This is a genomic window from Cobetia sp. Ld8 (assembly GCF_045066615.1).
Taxonomy (GTDB): domain Bacteria; phylum Pseudomonadota; class Gammaproteobacteria; order Pseudomonadales; family Halomonadaceae; genus Cobetia; species Cobetia amphilecti.
In genome coordinates, this window is sequence record NZ_JBISHF010000005.1 from 69,990 (window position 1) to 86,735 (window position 16,746).

Sequence of the window (16,746 nt, forward strand, 5' to 3'; positions counted from 1 at the left end):
GACAGGCCCCTCCATGTCGACAGAGCAGACCCCCGCCATTGATGAGCAGCAGGCCGCCGAACAGGCTCAGGAAGAGAACCGCCTGATCGCCGAACGTCGCGCCAAGCTGAACGCCCGCCGTGAGCAGGCCGCCGCCGAAGGCAAGAGTGCCTTCCCGAATGATTTCCGTCGTGACAGCCTCGCCGCTGACCTGATGGAAGAGCTGGGCGAGAAGGACAAGGCCGAGCTGGAGACGCTGGACCGCAAGGCCGCCGTCGCCGGGCGTATCATGCGCAAACGTGGCCCCTTCATCGTGCTGCAGGAAGTCTCCGGCCAGATTCAGCTCTACGTCGACAAGAAGGGCCTGCCGGAAGCGCTGCTCGAGGACATCAAGAGCTGGGATATCGGTGACATCGTCGGTGCCAGTGGCCCGGTGCACAAATCCGGCAAGGGCGATCTGTACGTCATGATCGAAAGCGCCCAGCTGATGACCAAGAACCTGCGTCCGCTGCCGGACAAGTTCCACGGTCTGTCCGATCAGGAAATGCGCTATCGCCAGCGTTATGTCGACTTGATCATGAACGAGCAGTCACGCCGCACCTTCGCGCTGCGTGCCGGCATCGTCGCCTCCATCCGTCGCTTCCTCAGCGATCGCGGCTTCATGGAAGTCGAGACGCCGATGCTGCAGCAGATTCCGGGTGGCGCGACCGCACGTCCGTTCATCACGCACCACAATGCGCTGGACATGGAAATGTACCTGCGCATCGCGCCGGAGCTGTACCTCAAGCGTCTGGTGGTGGGTGGCTTCGAGCGCGTGTTCGAGATCAACCGCAACTTCCGCAACGAGGGGCTGTCGACGCGTCACAACCCCGAGTTCACCATGCTCGAGTTCTACTGGGCCTACGCGGACTACCGTGACCTGATCGCGCTCACCGAAGACATGATCCGGACTGCCGCCCAGGAAGTGCTCGGCACCACGCAGATCACCTGTCAGGGCAGCGAGTACGACCTGAGCCAGCCGTTCATCCAGATGACCATGCGCGAGTCGATCATCAAGTACGGCGATGGCATCACCGAAGCCGACCTGGCCGATTACGACGCCGCGCGCGCCACGGCCGAGCGTCTCGGTATCCAGGTCAAGCCGATCTGGGGTCTGGGCAAGCTCGAGACCGAGATCTTCGAGGAAGTCGCCGAGCACCGTCTCGACCAGCCGACCTTCATCACCGAATATCCGGCCGAAGTCAGCCCGCTGGCGCGTCGCAACGATGCCAACCCGCACGTGACCGATCGCTTCGAGTTCTTCGTCGGTGGCCGCGAGATCGCCAATGGCTTCTCGGAGCTCAACGACGCCGAAGATCAGGCCGAGCGCTTCCAGGCCCAGGTGGCCGAGAAGGACGCCGGGGATGACGAAGCCATGTTCTACGACGCCGACTACGTGCGCGCGCTGGAATACGGCATGCCGCCGACCGCCGGTGAAGGCATCGGCATCGACCGTCTGGTGATGCTGCTGACCGACAGCGCCTCCATCCGCGACGTGCTGCTGTTCCCGGCGATGCGTCCGCAGCAGGGCTGAGCAGTCGGCCGCCAGCCCGTCACGATGGCGCATCATGACGCGCCATCGTGACAGGCCACGCTGAGGGCACCCACAACGCCTCCGATCCCTGATCGGGGGCGTTGTGGTCTCTGCCTCACACGAATGACTGACGACGAGTGCCTCGCGGGGCATGATCGGTGCCGATGAGGCAAGGTGGCGCTTGGCTTTGTTGCCCGCGAGCGGCCATAATGGTCGGCGTCCAGTCTGCTGGCGCCCTGGCACTGCCAGGGTGACGCGCTGGACGCCTCGAGGCTCACCCGCATCGCGTGCCTGCTTTATGAGCGGCGCTGCCATCCACGGTGTGTCCTGTCTCGGAATTGTCCCTGAATGTCCTGGAGAGTGCAGAATGAAGCTGCTTAACCGTTCCGCCCTGAGCGTCAAGCCGACCCAGGCGTTTGTCGACTGGATCAACTCGCTGGAATCCGAAGGCGAGGGAGGCGAGGATCTGGCGCTGGAGGATGTCAATCAGGAGAGCACCGTCTACCTGATTCCCGAGATGGACACGCGTGAGGCGCTGGACGGCTTCGTCTCCGAGCGCTGGCTGGACGTGCTGGAAAGCGAGCTGCGCGCCTGGGAAGAAGACACCCGCCATTGGCCGGAGCCGATGGACAAGGCACTCTTCGAGCGCTTCCTGACTGTCGAGCACAGCTATCTGGCGGTCGACCTGGACGACGAGGCGCCGCTGGAAGTCAGCGAAGTCGATGACGAGCTGCTGGCCGATCTTGACTGAAGCTCTAACATGCTCGCGCAGATTGTCAGACGCGTGATGGCCGTCGTCGCCGTACTTTCCGCAAGAGCTGTCAGCCAGTGCCGTCAGCAATGACTGTCAGTGATGGCGACAGACGCTACAATGGCCTCGGGCATAATGCCCGAGGCCATTTGCGTTGTGGCGATCGCATCGTCACCCTCAATTTTCCGCATGTCCGTCGTGCGGCTTCCCCCCCTTCAAGGAGATTGCGCATGAGCATCCAGACCCAGATAGACACCAAGCTCGCGACGCTTGACCCGTTGATGGTCGAAGTCGTCAACGAGAGCCATATGCATAGCGTGCCGGCCAACTCCGAGACCCACTTCAAGGTCACCCTGGTCAGCGATCGCTTCAGCGGCCTGTCACGGGTCAAGCGTCACCAGCAGCTGTATGCCTTGCTCAGCGAAGAGCTGGGTGGCCCGGTGCACGCACTGGCACTGCATCTGTACACCGCGCAGGAGTGGGCGGCACGCGGTGGCGAGATTCCGGATTCCCCTAACTGTCTGGGCGGCGGCAAGCACTGACCATGACCCCTGAACCGCAACGCCTGCAATATCTGGACGCGATGGGACTGACCGCCTGGGTCGGTCGCTATCAGCTGCCCAATGCCTTGCCCACCCAGGCGTGTGACTGGCCCGAGCCGCAAGCGGCGGAGGCGGTCGCGCCCCAGGCGCGCCTGCACGCGCTGATCGATGAGGCGCCGCGTCCGCCTGCTGCCCACCAGACGGCGGATGCCAGTCACGCCTCCTCCGCTCAGGCTGGCGGCATGGCCGGCAGCGCGACGCCACGCCCGGCAGGGCCTTCTCCGGCCTCGAGTGCACGCGCCTTGCTGGGCATGGCGCCGGCGGCGGTCGAAGCCCCCGCTGCGGCTGCCTCGCCGACGCCCGGCGCTGCCGAGACCAGCAGCACCGCCTCGTGGGGGACGCCGCCGACGCAGGTCTCGGCTGAGGCGCCGGCAGCAGATGAGGCAGTGACGCCACCAGCGGCAGACAAGCCGCCACTGCGCTTCAGCGTTCAGCTGGCGGCGCTGGAAGGGCGCTGGTTGATCATGCTGCCCGGTGACGAGGCACCGCATCTGGAAGGGGAAGCCTTGCTCAAGGCGTTGTGGCGCGCCGCCGGCATCGAGGCGGCATCAGGGCTCACCTTCAGCCACTTCCGCTGGCCGCTGTTGCCCAACCTCAAGGCCAGTGCGCCACTCGAAGAAGCTCGCGAAGGTTTGCATGCCTTCCTGAGCGGCCCAGCGCGTTGTGGTTGGCAGCCGGAGAGGCTGTTGATCTTCGGCAGCGATGAGGCCAGCGAGACGCTGCGCGAGGTGCTTGGCATCACCGCTTCCGAGCGCGGTGAGGCGACTTCAAGTCTGCTGAACCTGCCGGTCTGGCAGGGATCGGCGCTGTCGGCGCTGGCGCGCTCAAGTGACGCCAAGCGCAAACTGTGGCCGCTGTTGATCCGCTGGGGACGCGAGTGGCAGTCGGCATCGCCGCAGACGGACGCCTCATGAGCGAGTCAGTTTCCCGGCGCCTCGAGCTGCGTGAGCTGGCCGATGAGCAAGCGACCCTGACGGCGCTTGAGGCTATCGAGGCCAGCCAGGCACACGGCCTGAGCCAGTCACAGCTGGTCGATGTGTTCAACGATGACGCGCGCTGCGTGCTGGGCGCCTGGTGGCAGGCCTGTGAGTCGCCGACCGCAGAGCTGATCGGCTTCGTGGTGCTGGCGCGCGGGCCCTTCGAGGCCGAGATCGAGGCGATCACCGTGCACGCCGCGCAGCGCGGGCAGGGCGTAGGTGCACGCCTTTTGGCCGCCGCCATCGCGCAGGCGCGTGACTGGCAACGTGACTCGGGGCTTGAGCGCCTGCTGCTGGAGGTGCGCACCAGCAATGCCGCCGCCGCAGCCCTCTATGCGAAGGCCGGGTTCACCCGGGATGGAGTGCGCAGGGGCTACTATCCGCTGGCGGATGGCGGGCGAGAAGATGCTTGGCTCATGTCGCTGCCGCTGGTGTGATCCTGGCCCTTCTGTCTTGGGCTCCGGCATCGCTCTGATGCTGGTGCCGACACGAAAACGCCGCCGACAGTCTCCTGTTGGCGGCGTTTTCATGAGGCCCTGTTCATGAACTCTTGTTCAGGAGCTCCTGTTCAAGAGCCATTGTTCAAGAGTGCATGTTCACGCGGCCCAGCGCGCAGGACGCGCGGGAGCCTCAGGCGCTCTGGGTTTCGCTCTCGGTCTCGCTGAAGCGTGCGACCAGCGCTTCCAGACGCTGTGCCCACTGGTCACGCTCTTCCTGCAGTTGAGCGTTGGTCTGGCGCAGCTGTTCCAGCTCTTCGCCCTGACCTGTCTTGGCTTCGGTCAGGCGCTGGTTCTCTTCCTTCAGCTCTTCGACTTCCATCTTCAGCATCTCGATGCTGTCGATGGCCTGGCCGACTTTCTGCTCAAGTTGGGTAAAGAGTTCTGTGCTCATGCTATCTCCTTGTCGAGTCACGGTCGTGGCCCGAGGGGGTTCGTTGAGGGCGGTAAAGGTATGCGGTAAATGCTGGTGCGATGAATATCGGCCATGTCGGGAATCCTTGCCGGATGGCGCAGCGATACCCGCCTGCAGGCAGACTACGACGCCGCCTGAGTCGACACAAGTGGGAAGGTGGCTCAGGCGGGCGGATGGCGCCGATACAGGCGGCCATGACTGTCGCCGGCACGGCTTTCCCGGTGCAGCTGCCAGTTGGCGGGCACCACGGGGTCGAGGCCGGATTCCACTTCCAGATAGATCATGGCGTCATCGCTCAGCCAGCCATGCGCTTCGAGCAGTGCGCAGCTCGCGGCGGCCAGCTCGAGCCGGAAGGGCGGGTCGAGCAGCACCAGGTCCATGCCCCCTGCGGCGGGAGTGGCCGTCTCGAGCCAGTGCAGGACATCGCCGGTCACCACCTGTGTTGGCAGGCTGTCACCGTTGGCGAGGGTCGCGAGATTGGCCTCGAGCGCGCGCGCGACGCGGCTGTCGCGTTCCACGAAGGTGACATGCGCCGCCTCACGCGACAGCGCCTCTAGGCCCACTGCGCCGCTGCCGGCATAGAGGTCAAGCACGCGGGCGCCGCCGACATGAAAGCCCAGCCAGTTGTAGAGCGTCTCACGCACGCGGTCGGGCGTCGGGCGCAGGCCCGGTGCGTCGATCACGTTGAGCAGGCGGCGCTTGAAGCGCCCGCCGATGATGCGCAGGCGACCTGGCCCGCCGGCGGCCTGGCCACGCTTGCCGCTCTGTTTGTCAGCGCGCGAGGGCGCGTTGGATTTGCCCCGTGCGGGGCCTTGGGAGGATGCGCGTTTTTTCATGCCGCGAGTCTAGCATGTGCGACGCCGGATGCCGCGCGGTGCGTACCTTCAGCCCCGAAGGGATGGTAGGATGACGCCACTTTCACGAGTTCAGGACTGTCTCGCCATGTTCGGTTTTTTCAAGCGCAAGAAACACAAGGCTCAGGAGCAGAAAGCCTCCGAGCAGCAGGCCCTCGAGCAACAGGCTCTTGAACAGACACAAGACGCCACGCCCCACGAGCAAGCCGATGCCGAGCAGGCAGCGCGGCTCGAGGCGAAGCGTCTCGAGGCCGAGAAGGTAGAGGCAGAGCGCCTTGCCGGTGAAGAGGCCGCTCGGGTCGAGGCTCAGAAGGCCGAAGAGCAGCAGGCCGAGGCTCAGAAGCGCGAAGAGCAGAAAGCCGAAGCTGAAGCCGAGCGCCGCGCCTCTGAGCAGGCGGCTGCCGACCAGGCCGCCAGGGCAGAGGCCGAGCGCATCGCCCAGGAACGCGCAGCGCAGGAGCAGGCCGCTCAGGAACAGGCCGCCCGAGACGAAGCCGAGCGCATCGCCCAGGAGCAGGCTGCTGCAGAACGCGTCGCCGCCGAAAAGGCCGCTCGGGAAGAGGCGGAACGTCTGGCTGCCGAGCAGGCCGCCCAGGCAGAGGCCGAGCGCATCGCTGCCGAACAGGCCGCTCAGGCCCGTGCGGAAGAAGCCGCCAGTGAAGCGCGTGCCGAAGAGGCGCGTATCGCGGCTCGCGAGGAAGAAGAGCATCAGGCCGCCGCGCAGCTGGCCGCCATCGAGGCCGAAGAGCAGGCCGCGCTGGAACAGGCTCGCCAGGAAGAGGAAGCACGTGCCGCCGAGGCTGCCGCCGCTGGCGCAGACGCCGTGGTCGAGGATGACGCTGCGCGTGATACGGCCCGCGATGGTCGGGAAAAGCCGCGGCGTGGTTTCTTCGCGCGCATCAAGGCCGGTCTTGGCAAGACACGCGCCAATCTGACCGAGGGCGTCGCCAGCCTGTTCCTCGGCAAGAAGCAGATCGATGATGAGCTGATGGAAGACCTCGAGACCCAGCTGCTGATGGCAGACGTGGGCATCGAGGCGACCACCGAGATCATCGACAACCTGACCGCGCGCATCTCGCGCAAGGAATTGAAGGAGCCGCAGGCGCTCTACGAAGCGCTGCAGGAAGAGCTGCGCGTGATGCTGGCGCCGGTCGCCAAGGACCTGGAGCTGCCGGCCAAGGGCAGCGGCCCCTTCGTGATCCTGATGATCGGCGTCAACGGCGTCGGCAAGACCACCACCATCGGCAAGCTGGCCAAGCGCTATCAGAGCCAGGGCCGCAGCGTGATGCTGGCGGCGGGCGATACCTTCCGCGCCGCGGCGGTGGAGCAGCTCAAGGTGTGGGGCGAGCGCAACAAGGTACCGGTCATCGCTCAGCATACCGGCGCCGACAGTGCCTCGGTCATCTATGACGCCCTGGAAGCCGCCAAGGCGCGTAACGTCGATATCCTGATCGCCGATACCGCGGGGCGCCTGCACAACAAGAGCCACCTGATGGAAGAGCTCAAGAAGGTGCAGCGCGTGATGGCCAAGCTGGATGTGTCCGCGCCCCACGAGGTGATGCTGGTGCTGGATGCCGGTACCGGCCAGAACGCGCTGTCACAGGCCTCCACCTTCCATGAAGCGGTCAACATCACTGGCCTGACGCTGACCAAGCTGGATGGGACCGCCAAGGGCGGCATCATCTTCGCGCTGGCCAAGCAGCTCAATCTGCCGATCCGCTATATCGGTGTCGGGGAAGGTGTCGATGACCTGCGTCCCTTCGCGGCTGATGACTTCGTCAGTGCCCTGTTTGCACGTGCTGGCGATGAGGCAAGCGAAGAGGCCAGCGCCGAGTCGCGCGAGGCATGATTGCCTTCGAGCATGTCGGCAAGCGCTATGGAGGGCGCTTCGATGCACTGGCCGGGCTCGACTTCAGGGTCGAGCGTGGCGAGATGGTCTTTCTGACAGGCCATTCCGGTGCCGGCAAGAGCTCGTTGCTCAAGCTGATCATGCTCCTCGAGCGCCCCTCGCGTGGGCGCATTCTGGTAGCGGGGCATGATATCGGGCGGCTGCATACCTCCCAGGTGCCGTATTACCGCCGCCAGATCGGCGTGGTCTTCCAGGACCATCAGCTGCTGACCGACCGCAACATCTTCCACAACGTGGCCCTGCCGCTGATGATCCAGGGGGTTCCGCCGCGTGAACAGGCGCGGCGGGTGCGGGCGGCGCTCGACAAGGTCGGCCTTCTGCATCGTGAGAAGGCGCTGCCGATCGAGCTGTCCGGTGGTGAGCAGCAGCGGGTCGGCATCGCGCGCGCCGTGGTCAACAAGCCCGCCCTGCTGCTGGCCGATGAGCCAACCGGCAATCTGGACCCGGCACTGTCCGCCGACATCATGCGTCTGTTCGAGGACTTCAATCGCATCGGTACCACGGTGATGATTGCCAGTCACGATCTGGCGCTGATCGCCCGCCTGCACCATCGCACGCTGGAGCTGTCCGATGGTCGTCTGATCGCCGACAAGGATGCCCGATGAGCCCCCCGCGTTCCCGCAACGAGTCTCCCTCTTCTTCACGCGAGCGTGGCCAGTCCCGCGCCGAGACGCGTACCCGCAAGGCCGCCGCGCAGGCGCCTGAATCATCGGAGGCCGCCGAGCGTGCGGCGCGCAAGGGTGCGCGCTCCAGTCGTGTCTCGGTCGAGAGCCGCTATCGCAGCTGGCTGCGTCATCACGCTGCCATGGCGCGCGACAGCGCACGCCGCCTGCTGGTCGCGCCCATCGCCAGCCTGCTGACCATGCTGGCCATCGCCATCGCACTGACGTTGCCGGCGGCGCTGTGGCTGGCACTGGACAGCGCACGCCTGCTCGACAATGAACTCAATGACAGCGCCCAGCTCACCCTCTATCTCGAGACCTCGGTCGACGAGAGCCAGGCGCTGACGCTGTCGGACTCGCTGCGCGACGCTGCCGGTGTCGGGGGAGTGCGGCTGATTACCGCCGCCGAGGGCATGCAGGAATTCGCCCAGGCGCTGGACCTCAAGCGCTCGCTGAGCCTGCTGGATGACAACCCCCTGCCGGCCAGCATCGTCATCACGCCGCTGGACACCACGCCGGAGTCCGTCCGCGCCCTGGCCACGCGCCTCGAGGGCGAACCGGGTGTCGCCAGCGCACGCCTGGATCTCGCCTGGCTGGAGCGCCTGCGTCAGTTGGGTGAGCTGGGTCAGAAAGTGACGCTGGGACTCGCGTTACTCTTCGGGCTGGGCGTGTTGCTGGTGGTGGGCAATACCATCCGCCTGTCCGTGGAGAGTCGCCGCCAGGAGATCGAGGTCGTGACGCTGATCGGGGCGACCCACGCCTTCGTGCGGCGTCCCTTCCTCTACAGCGGTGCCTGGTACGGCCTGGGAGGAGGGCTGCTGGCCTGCGGAATCCTGGCGCTTGGCGGCAACTGGCTGGCGGCACCCGTGACGGCCCTTGTACAAAGTTATGGCGGCAACTATGTGTTGCCCGCGCTGGGCGTTGCAGGGGGTGCCACGCTGCTGTTTTCGAGTACAATATTGGGCTGGATAGGGGCCTGGATCGCGGTCGGACGTCATCTGGCGAGTATTTCTCCGCGCTGATTCCGATTATTTTTCGCGGTTTTCAGCCAGTATTTCTGCCCAGGAAGGTCAACAGTTACGTTCCGACAACATTCATGTCGGGCGTCAGTGAAGGGGGCTGGTGGGTGGTTAAACGCACCACACACCCGACAGCGTTACGAAGTGCTACTCGTCATGACAATTGTACACGCCATGTACAGCTATTGACGGGAACCTGTCCCACCCTTCACAGTCTCACTACTTGCATGCGTGTTAGGCAACCATGGAGACATCTGCACTATGAGCACCAGTCTTCAGCCACTTGGCCACCTGTCACCGGGTCAAGATCTAAACGGCTATATTCAGTCGGTGAACCGTATCGCTGTGCTTACTGCCGAAGAAGAGCATGAGCTGGCCCTGCGGTTGCATGAAGAGAATCATCTGGAGTCGGCCCGTCGACTCGTCATGTCGCACCTGCGCTTCGTCGTGCATATCGCGCGCAGCTACAGCGGCTATGGCTTGCAGCAGGCGGACCTGATCCAGGAAGGTAATGTCGGCCTGATGAAGGCGGTCAAGCGCTTCGATCCGCATCAGGGCGTACGCCTCGTCTCCTTTGCCGTGCATTGGATCAAGGCCGAGATTCACGAGTTCGTGCTGCGCAACTGGCGCATCGTGAAGGTCGCGACCACCAAGGCTCAGCGCAAGCTGTTCTTCAACCTGCGTGGCGCCAAGAAGCGTCTTGCCTGGTTGAACAACGATGAAGTGGATGCCATCGCGGGCGATCTGGACGTCAAACCTGCCGTGGTGCGTGAGATGGAAAGCCGTCTCTCCGCCCACGATGCAGGCTTCGACGCCGGCCCCAGCGACGACGAGAGCTCTGCCTATCAGGCGCCGGCCAACTATCTGGAAGATCACAGCCTCGATCCGGCTGCCCAGGTGGAACAGCAGGACCTGGAAGACGACTCCCACGGTCGTCTGCTCAAGGCGCTGGCGGCACTGGATGAGCGCTCACGCGACATCCTCCAGCAGCGCTGGCTGAGCGACAACAAGTCGACTCTGCACGAGCTTGCTGACATCTATGGCGTCTCTGCCGAGCGTATCCGTCAGCTCGAGAAGAACGCGATGAAGAAGCTGCGTGAATCGATGGGTGACATGAGCGAAGGCTTCGCTGCCTGAGCTGGATGACCCCATGACATGAGCCCGCGATTTTCAGGCTCGCTGTCACGTGAAAATGCCCCGCCGGGTTTCCCGGCGGGGCATTTTCGTTGAGGGAGAGTGGATCCCGATGAATCCGTCGTTATTGGTTGAACAGTGCAACACAATGTTTCATTCTGTCACACTAAGACATGAAACATTTCTACTGGTGACCCCGTGGACCCGACCTCCTCGCACGTCAATGGCACACATTCGCTGTGGCGAATCTTTGGGCTCAATGCAGCCTTGATGGTGGTATTGGGTGGCCTGTTTCTGGCCAGCCAATGGTTTGATGTGCGTGAACAGGAAATGCGTCGCCTGGAGCTGCTGGACACCCAGCTGCATATCTCCACCGAGCAGCTGATCGCCAATGTCTCGCGCGAGATGATGGTGCTGGAGCGCGTATTGAGCAGTGAAGGCAAGGAGCTGTGGCGTGGCTCGCTGGACAGCGCGCTGGGCCGTCATCCCTCTCTGGTCTCGCTGATGGTGGTGCCGTTTGCCGATTACCGCGGCAGCAGCCTGCGTCAGATCGGCGTGGGGCGCAGTTGCAGCTGGCAGCTGACCCAGCCGGAAGCCCAGGCGCTGCCCGGGCGCAGCAGCCTGCTGTTCGGCTCGGCACTGCCGCTGGCATCCGGTCAGCCGGGCTTGCCGTTCTACCGTCACATGGATATCGAAGGCATGTCCTGGCTGATGATCGGCTGCCTGGACTTCTCCGAGTCACGCAGCCTGCTGGCCAACCCGAATTCCGATGATGGGCAGCGCCTGCGCCTGTTTTCCACCAACGGTCTGCTGCTGTTCTCGAGCCCCCAGGAGCATGCGCTGGGTGTGACCGGCAAGCTGCCGCTGTCCTCGATGGCCAACATGGGCAAGTACATCTCCGAGCGTGGTGTGCGTCGCTACCATGTGCCGGGCTTCGACGGCCGGCCGCGCATGGCGGCGGGCAGCTATATCGCACCGCTCAAGCTGTTCAGCGTCGTGAGTCAGCCGCTCTCCAGTCTGTGGTGGCTGTGGTGGAATCGTATCTGGTTCGGCATGCTGCTCGGCGGCATCTTCCTGGTCGTGCTGGTGGTCGTGGTGGCGCGTGCCGAGCGCAAGCGCGCTGAGCGCCACGATGAGCTGGAGGGCGCACTCGAGTCGATGACGGCGCGCTCTCGTACCCTGGTGACGCTGATGGATAACCTGCCGGGTGTGGTGTATCGCATCGAGGTCAACACCGGAGTGCTGACCTTCATCAGCAACGGCTCGGCCGAGCTGTTCGGCCGCTCGGCCGAATCACTGGTCGGCACCGGCATCACCCTGACCGAGCTGATCCATCAGGAAGACCGTCAGTCCGTCAGCGCCGCCCGCCACTGGGCGATGTGCGCGCAGATGCGCCATGAGCAGGTCTTCCGCATCATCGCCGACCATGAGCGTTGGGTGCTGGACCGCAGCGTGATGATCGAGGGCGAGGATGGCGTGCGCTACTGGGAAGGCCTGCTGCTCGACATCAGTGCGCACAAGGAATCCGAGCGTCAGCTCGACTTCCTGGCGCGCCATGACGCCCTGACGGGGCTCTATAACCGCAAGGCCTTCATGGCGGCGGCCGACGAGCGCGTCGCGGCGGGTGGCTTGATGATCTACGCCGATATCGACCGTTTCTCGACCGTCAACGATGGTCTGGGTCATGAAGCCGGTGACCAGCTGCTGGTCGCGGTCGGCGAGCGTCTGCGTCGTCTGCTGCCGCCGGGCGGTCTGGTGGCGCGCCTGGGGGCCGATGAGTTCGGCCTCTACCTGCCGCATGGCAATGATGATCCAGCGCAGGTAGTGGAGGAGATCCAGCAGAAGGTCGAGCGTCCCTTCACGATTCTGGGGCGCCCGCTGATCATCAGTCTGACGGCAGGCTATGTGCTGTCCGAGACCAATGGCGATGCCCAGGCGCTGATGCTGAATGCCGATGTGGCGCTCTATCACGCCAAGTCGCGCGGCGATCATGCGCTGCGCTGGGAGTCGTCGCTGGACAAGCACGTCGCCTCGCGCATGACGCTGGAGCAGGACCTGCGTCAGGCCATCGGCAGCGAGCAGCTCTATCTGCATTACCAGCCGCAGCTGGATAGCCACGGCGAGCTGCAGGGTGTCGAGGCGCTGCTGCGCTGGCAGCATCCGGAGCTGGGCATGATCTCGCCGGCCCAGTTCATTCCGCTGGCCGAAGAGACCGGTCTGATCTTCCGCCTCGGACGGTTCGTGCTCGAGGAAGCCTGTGCCCAGATGGTGCGCTGGCAGGACGCCGGCCTTCACATGCCGCGCATGGCGGTCAATCTGTCGGCGCGCCAGCTGACCTCGGGCTACGAGAACGAAGTCTTCGGCGTGCTGGAAAGCCAGAAGCTGTCGCCGACGCGGCTGGAAGTCGAGGTGACCGAGACGCTGCTGATCCAGGACATGGAAGGGGGGCTTGCGGTGCTCGGCGCGCTGCGCGAGCTGGGCGTGCGTGTGGCGCTGGATGACTTCGGGCAGGGCTATTCGTCGCTGTCCTATCTGTCATCCCTGCCGCTGGATGTGCTCAAGGTCGACCGCAGCTTCGTGATGAAGATGGATGCGGTCGCCGGCTCTGACGGCGGTATCCGCTGTCCCAATCAGCAGGCCATCCAGCTGGTCGGTGCCGTGATCAGCCTGGGGCACTCGCTGGGCCATGAGATCGTCGCCGAGGGAGTCGAGACGGACGTGCAGTTCGAGGAGCTCAAGCGACTGGGCTGCGACACCTATCAGGGCTACCTGCTGGCGCGGCCGATGTCCGCCGAGGCCATACTGGAGCGCTTCAGCGTCAACGCCTGAGGCGCCGTCCGTGCAGTCCGATTCCATCCCACCCCACCCGGTGGTGACATGAGAAGGCCTGACCCAGAAAAAACGCCCCGCCTGCAATGACTGCAGGCGGGGCGTTCGTCTTGGTGCGGCGCATGCGCGCGGGGCAAGCCCCTCAGACGGCAATGCGCTCCTGACTGCTCAGCAGCAGGTCGCGGCTCAGCAGCTGCCACTGGTCTTCCCAGTGCTCGGTCGGGCGCTTGCGATAGTCGCTGCGCACGTACTGGCCGATGCGACCTTCCGCACACGCCAGCAGCAGGTTGGCCGCTGCCGTGACGGTGATGGCCGGTCGCAGTCCCTCGCGAGGCTCGGCTTCACGCAGCACCTGCTTGATCTGCGTCTCGAGACGCTCGAACAGCTGCGCCATGCGCGTGCGCAGGCGTGCCGTCTCGCCGGTGAGGGCATCACCATTGAGGAGGCGACACAGCCCCGGATTCTTCTCGGCAAAGCCCAGCAGCAGGCTCAGGATGTGATGCACCCTGGCATGCGCGGTGTCGTTGTCCTGAATGATCAGCGCGATACGCTCGAACAGCGTGCTCTCGATGAATTCGATCAGTCCTTCGAACATGCGTGCCTTGCTGGGGAAGTGGCGATAGAGCGCCGCCTCCGAGACACCGACCTGTCGTGCCAGTGCTGCAGTCGTGATGCGTTTGCCGCTGTCCTCTTCCAGCATCAGAGCGAGTGCCTGGAGGATCTGTTCGCGACGTGATTGTTTTGGATTCGCCTGCGTCATGGAATCTTGTCGTTTATCGCGGCCTGCAGCAGTGTGCTACGGGCGGGTCCGTGTCCTGAGGCATGTCGCTTGCCTCGCGCGAAACACCGGGGCCGAGCCCCGGCTTGTCACCTTACGCCTTGTCAGTGTCCGCTTCCGCGTTGCTGATCAACGTGCCGACCCCGGCATTGGTGAAGATTTCCAGCAGGGTCGCATGTGGCACGCGGCCATCGATGATGTGAGCACTGCGCACGCCTTGTTTCACGGCGTCCAGTGCACAGCTGATCTTGGGCAGCATGCCACCGTAGATGGTGCCATCCTCGATCAGGCCATCCACCGCCTCGGTGGTCAGACCGGTCATGACTTCGCCTTGTGCGTTCATCAGGCCAGCCACGTTGGTCAGCAGCATCAATTTCTCCGCGCCCAGTGCCTCGGCGACCTTGCCGGCGACCAGGTCGGCATTGATATTGTAGCTGCGACCCTCGGCATCGACCCCGATGGGTGCGATGACGGGAATGAAATCGTTGCGTGTCAGCAGTTCGATCAGGTCCGTGGAGACATGCTCGACTTCACCGACATGGCCAATGTCGATGATTTCAGAGGCATTCATGCCCGGCGTCTGGCCGCTGACCTTGAGCTGGCGGGCGCGAATCTGGCCGCTGTCCTTGCCGGTCAGGCCGATGGCCTTGCCGCCACTCTGGTTGATCAGGTTGACGATGCCCTTGTTGACCAGGCCGCCCAGCACCATCTCGACCACGTCCATGGTCTCGGAATCCGTGACGCGCATGCCATCGACGAAGCGCGATTCGATGTTCAGCTTCTCGAGTAGCGCGCCGATCTGCGGGCCGCCGCCATGCACGACCACCGGATTGATGCCGACTTCCTTCATCAACACCATGTCGCGAGCGAAGGAGTCGATCAAGGCTTCTTCGGTCATGGCGTTGCCGCCGTACTTGACCACCACGGTCTTGCCCGAGAACTGCTGGATATAGGGCAGGGCTTCGGACAGGACCTCGACCACCTGATGCGGGTCGCGGTTGGCGTGGCTCATCAGCGTATCACTCCACAGAAAATGGTCCGGAAAGAGAGTCCGGACACTGTCACTCGAAACGGTCTTTCAGCGCGCGCGGTGCGCGCTGTCATGCAAATCGGTTGCTTCAGGCACCTGATGCGCCCGGATGAGCGGCTGCAGTGCCTGGCAAGGCGAGGGCGGCGATCAAGCGGCAGACCGCCGCCCCCGTTGCGGCTCATGCCATCCTGTCGATGGCGAGCGAGAGCGGGATCAGAACGGTGCCTGGATGCTCGGCTCGGCCTGCTTCAGCGCGGCGCGGAAGCTGTCCTTGATACGCTCCAGTGCGGCTTCCGACTTGCCTTCGAAGCGCAGCACCAGCATCGGCGTGGTGTTGGAGGCACGGCACAGGCCCCAGCCATCGGCGTAGTCGACACGAATGCCGTCCAGCGTGGTCTTGACGCCGTCGCTGCCGAAGTCGCCTTCGCTGGCCAGTCGCTCGACGATAGCGAACTTGTTCTCGTCGGTCACTTCCACATTGATCTCGGGGGTGCCGAGGTCCTGCGGGAAACGGGCGAAGAAGGTGTCGGCATCGACATCCTGCTTGGCGAGGATTTCCAGCAGGCGCGCGGCGCCGTAGATGCCGTCATCGAAGCCGAACCAGCGCTCCTTGAAGAAGATGTGGCCGCTCATCTCGCCGGCCAGTGCCGCGCCGGTTTCCTTCATGCGTGCCTTGATCAGCGAGTGGCCGGTGCGCCACATTTCCGGCGTGCCGCCGGCTTTCTCGATCACGGTCGCCAGGTTGCCGGTGCACTTGACGTCGAAGATGATGCGCGCGCCCGGCACGCGTTCGATCAGGTCTTCCGACAGCGCCATCATCAGGCGGTCGGGGTAGAGGATCTCGCCCTTGGGCGTCACGACGCCGAGACGGTCGCCGTCACCATCGAAGGCCAGACCGATGTCCGCGCCGGTTTCCTGCATGGTCTTGATCAGGTCCTGCAGGTTTTCCGGCTTGCCCGGGTCCGGGTGGTGGTTCGGGAAGTTGCCGTCGATCTCGTCGAACAGCGGCACGGTGTCGACGCCCAGGCGACGGATCAGCTCCGGGCCCAGCTCGCCGGCCACGCCGTTGCCGCAATCGACCACGGCCTTGAGCGGGCGCTTGACGACCACATCACCGGTGATCTGCTCCAGATAGCGCTCGCGCACGTCCTCTTCACGCAGGCTGCCTTCGCCTTGCGTCAGATCGCCTTCCTGCAGGCGACGGTAGAGGTCGGTGATGGTGTCACCGGACAGGGTCTCGCCGGCCAGCACGATCTTCAGGCCGTTGTAGTTGGCCGGGTTGTGGCTGCCGGTCAGCATCACGCCGGAGCGGGTGCCTTCCAGGATATTGGTGGCGTAGTAGAGCACCGGTGTCGGCACCATGCCGATGTCGACGACATCACGGCCGGCATCGCGCAGGCCCGCGATCAGCGCCTTGGACAGGCGCGGGCCGGAGAGACGGCCGTCACGCGCGACCACGACGGTGGATTCGCCGCGTGCCGCGGCTTCGCTGCCGATGGATTGGCCGATGGCGCGCACGCCGTCTTCGGTGAGGGTCTCATCCACGATGCCACGGATATCGTAGGCGCGGAAAATTGAAGCGGGTACCTGACTCATGGTGCATCCCTGTCGGTTGAATCAATCGTGAAGTCGCTTGAGGCGTCATGCGTCTCGAACGCTATCGCTGCATGACGATCAGTGTGGAAACCTGCATGGCTTCCTTTTGACCGGAAGCCGGCGCGAGCCTGCCGCTCGGTT

The 16,746-nt window shown here is 64.4% G+C and carries 15 protein-coding genes; 10 read left to right on the forward strand and 5 right to left on the reverse strand.

Translation table 11 applies throughout. From position 1 onward, the window contains the following. The first annotated feature begins 13 nt into the window (after positions 1-13). The 5 genes from lysS to ACJJV2_RS00930 all read left to right on the forward strand — a co-directional run bounded on the left by lysS (position 14) and on the right by ACJJV2_RS00930 (position 4,319). Positions 14-1,552 (forward strand): lysine--tRNA ligase, encoded by a 1,539-nt coding sequence (gene lysS / locus ACJJV2_RS00910; RefSeq protein ID WP_054556548.1) that lies wholly within the window; start codon positions 14-16, stop codon positions 1,550-1,552. A 367-nt stretch (positions 1,553-1,919) separates the two neighbouring features. Next, positions 1,920-2,303 carry a hypothetical protein gene (locus tag ACJJV2_RS00915; protein ID WP_043336300.1) on the forward strand — a complete coding sequence of 128 codons (384 nt, stop codon included), beginning with the start codon at positions 1,920-1,922 and terminating at the stop codon, positions 2,301-2,303. 230 nt (positions 2,304-2,533) lie between these two features. Next, positions 2,534-2,845, forward strand: a complete 312-nt coding sequence (locus tag ACJJV2_RS00920) for a BolA family protein (RefSeq protein ID WP_405277732.1) — start codon at positions 2,534-2,536, stop codon at positions 2,843-2,845. A gap of 2 nt (positions 2,846-2,847) precedes the next feature. Beyond that, on the forward strand, positions 2,848-3,819 hold the full coding sequence (locus tag ACJJV2_RS00925) for a hypothetical protein (protein WP_405277734.1): 972 nt from the start codon (positions 2,848-2,850) through the stop codon (positions 3,817-3,819). Beyond that, complete coding sequence (locus ACJJV2_RS00930; protein WP_405277736.1) at positions 3,816-4,319, forward strand: GNAT family N-acetyltransferase; 504 nt, start codon at positions 3,816-3,818, stop codon at positions 4,317-4,319. Before ACJJV2_RS00925 ends, ACJJV2_RS00930 begins: the two co-directional genes overlap by 4 nt. A gap of 193 nt (positions 4,320-4,512) precedes the next feature. On the opposite strand, the gene zapB is transcribed toward ACJJV2_RS00930, so the two are convergent. Beyond that, positions 4,513-4,773, reverse strand: a complete 261-nt coding sequence (zapB, locus tag ACJJV2_RS00935) for a cell division protein ZapB (protein WP_054556544.1) — start codon at positions 4,771-4,773, stop codon at positions 4,513-4,515. Between the two features lie 182 nt (positions 4,774-4,955). Beyond that, a complete protein-coding gene (rsmD, locus tag ACJJV2_RS00940; RefSeq protein WP_405277738.1) occupies positions 4,956-5,630 on the reverse strand; it encodes a 16S rRNA (guanine(966)-N(2))-methyltransferase RsmD in 675 nt (224 codons plus the stop codon). 628 nt (positions 5,631-6,258) lie between these two features. Here rsmD and ftsY point away from each other — a divergent pair. The 5 genes from ftsY (at position 6,259) to ACJJV2_RS00965 (ending at position 13,201) form a co-directional block, all read left to right on the forward strand. Then, the gene (gene ftsY, locus ACJJV2_RS00945; RefSeq protein ID WP_405277895.1) at positions 6,259-7,497 is read left to right on the forward strand and encodes a signal recognition particle-docking protein FtsY; all 1,239 of its coding nucleotides are present in this window, start codon (positions 6,259-6,261) and stop codon (positions 7,495-7,497) included. Then, the gene (ftsE, locus tag ACJJV2_RS00950; RefSeq protein WP_043336289.1) at positions 7,494-8,162 is read left to right on the forward strand and encodes a cell division ATP-binding protein FtsE; all 669 of its coding nucleotides are present in this window, start codon (positions 7,494-7,496) and stop codon (positions 8,160-8,162) included. The genes ftsY and ftsE overlap by 4 nt, the downstream gene beginning before the upstream one ends. Next, entirely contained in the window at positions 8,159-9,241 is a 1,083-nt protein-coding gene (gene ftsX, locus ACJJV2_RS00955) for a permease-like cell division protein FtsX (RefSeq protein ID WP_405277741.1), read from the forward strand. Before ftsE ends, ftsX begins: the two co-directional genes overlap by 4 nt. Positions 9,242-9,499: 258 nt before the next feature. After that, positions 9,500-10,375 carry an RNA polymerase sigma factor RpoH gene (gene rpoH, locus ACJJV2_RS00960; protein ID WP_043336284.1) on the forward strand — a complete coding sequence of 292 codons (876 nt, stop codon included), beginning with the start codon at positions 9,500-9,502 and terminating at the stop codon, positions 10,373-10,375. 195 nt (positions 10,376-10,570) lie between these two features. Then, positions 10,571-13,201 carry a putative bifunctional diguanylate cyclase/phosphodiesterase gene (locus ACJJV2_RS00965; protein WP_405277743.1) on the forward strand — a complete coding sequence of 877 codons (2,631 nt, stop codon included), beginning with the start codon at positions 10,571-10,573 and terminating at the stop codon, positions 13,199-13,201. Between the two features lie 142 nt (positions 13,202-13,343). On the opposite strand, the gene slmA is transcribed toward ACJJV2_RS00965, so the two are convergent. The 3 genes from slmA to ACJJV2_RS00980 all read right to left on the reverse strand — a co-directional run bounded on the left by slmA (position 13,344) and on the right by ACJJV2_RS00980 (position 16,605). Beyond that, a complete protein-coding gene (gene slmA, locus ACJJV2_RS00970) occupies positions 13,344-13,961 on the reverse strand; it encodes a nucleoid occlusion factor SlmA (RefSeq protein ID WP_043336281.1) in 618 nt (205 codons plus the stop codon). Between the two features lie 112 nt (positions 13,962-14,073). Further along, complete coding sequence (argB, locus tag ACJJV2_RS00975) at positions 14,074-14,991, reverse strand: acetylglutamate kinase (RefSeq protein WP_043336279.1); 918 nt, start codon at positions 14,989-14,991, stop codon at positions 14,074-14,076. A 231-nt stretch (positions 14,992-15,222) separates the two neighbouring features. Further along, positions 15,223-16,605, reverse strand: coding sequence for a phosphomannomutase/phosphoglucomutase (locus tag ACJJV2_RS00980; protein ID WP_043336277.1), 1,383 nt, complete (start codon positions 16,603-16,605; stop codon positions 15,223-15,225). Between the last annotated feature and the right edge of the window lie 141 nt (positions 16,606-16,746).

Bases quoted from the DNA above. Each gene is read 5' to 3' on its own strand.
- lysS (WP_054556548.1), top strand. From the start codon at position 14: ATGTCGACAGAGCAGACCCCCGCCATTGATGAGCAGCAGGCCGCCGAA.
- ACJJV2_RS00915 (WP_043336300.1), top strand. From the start codon at position 1,920: ATGAAGCTGCTTAACCGTTCCGCCCTGAGCGTCAAGCCGACCCAGGCG.
- ACJJV2_RS00920 (WP_405277732.1), top strand. From the start codon at position 2,534: ATGAGCATCCAGACCCAGATAGACACCAAGCTCGCGACGCTTGACCCG.
- ACJJV2_RS00925 (WP_405277734.1), top strand. From the start codon at position 2,848: ATGACCCCTGAACCGCAACGCCTGCAATATCTGGACGCGATGGGACTG.
- ACJJV2_RS00930 (WP_405277736.1), top strand. From the start codon at position 3,816: ATGAGCGAGTCAGTTTCCCGGCGCCTCGAGCTGCGTGAGCTGGCCGAT.
- zapB (WP_054556544.1), bottom strand. From the start codon at position 4,773: ATGAGCACAGAACTCTTTACCCAACTTGAGCAGAAAGTCGGCCAGGCC.
- rsmD (WP_405277738.1), bottom strand. From the start codon at position 5,630: ATGAAAAAACGCGCATCCTCCCAAGGCCCCGCACGGGGCAAATCCAAC.
- ftsE (WP_043336289.1), top strand. From the start codon at position 7,494: ATGATTGCCTTCGAGCATGTCGGCAAGCGCTATGGAGGGCGCTTCGAT.
- ftsX (WP_405277741.1), top strand. From the start codon at position 8,159: ATGAGCCCCCCGCGTTCCCGCAACGAGTCTCCCTCTTCTTCACGCGAG.
- rpoH (WP_043336284.1), top strand. From the start codon at position 9,500: ATGAGCACCAGTCTTCAGCCACTTGGCCACCTGTCACCGGGTCAAGAT.
- slmA (WP_043336281.1), bottom strand. From the start codon at position 13,961: ATGACGCAGGCGAATCCAAAACAATCACGTCGCGAACAGATCCTCCAG.
- argB (WP_043336279.1), bottom strand. From the start codon at position 14,991: ATGAGCCACGCCAACCGCGACCCGCATCAGGTGGTCGAGGTCCTGTCC.
- ACJJV2_RS00980 (WP_043336277.1), bottom strand. From the start codon at position 16,605: ATGAGTCAGGTACCCGCTTCAATTTTCCGCGCCTACGATATCCGTGGC.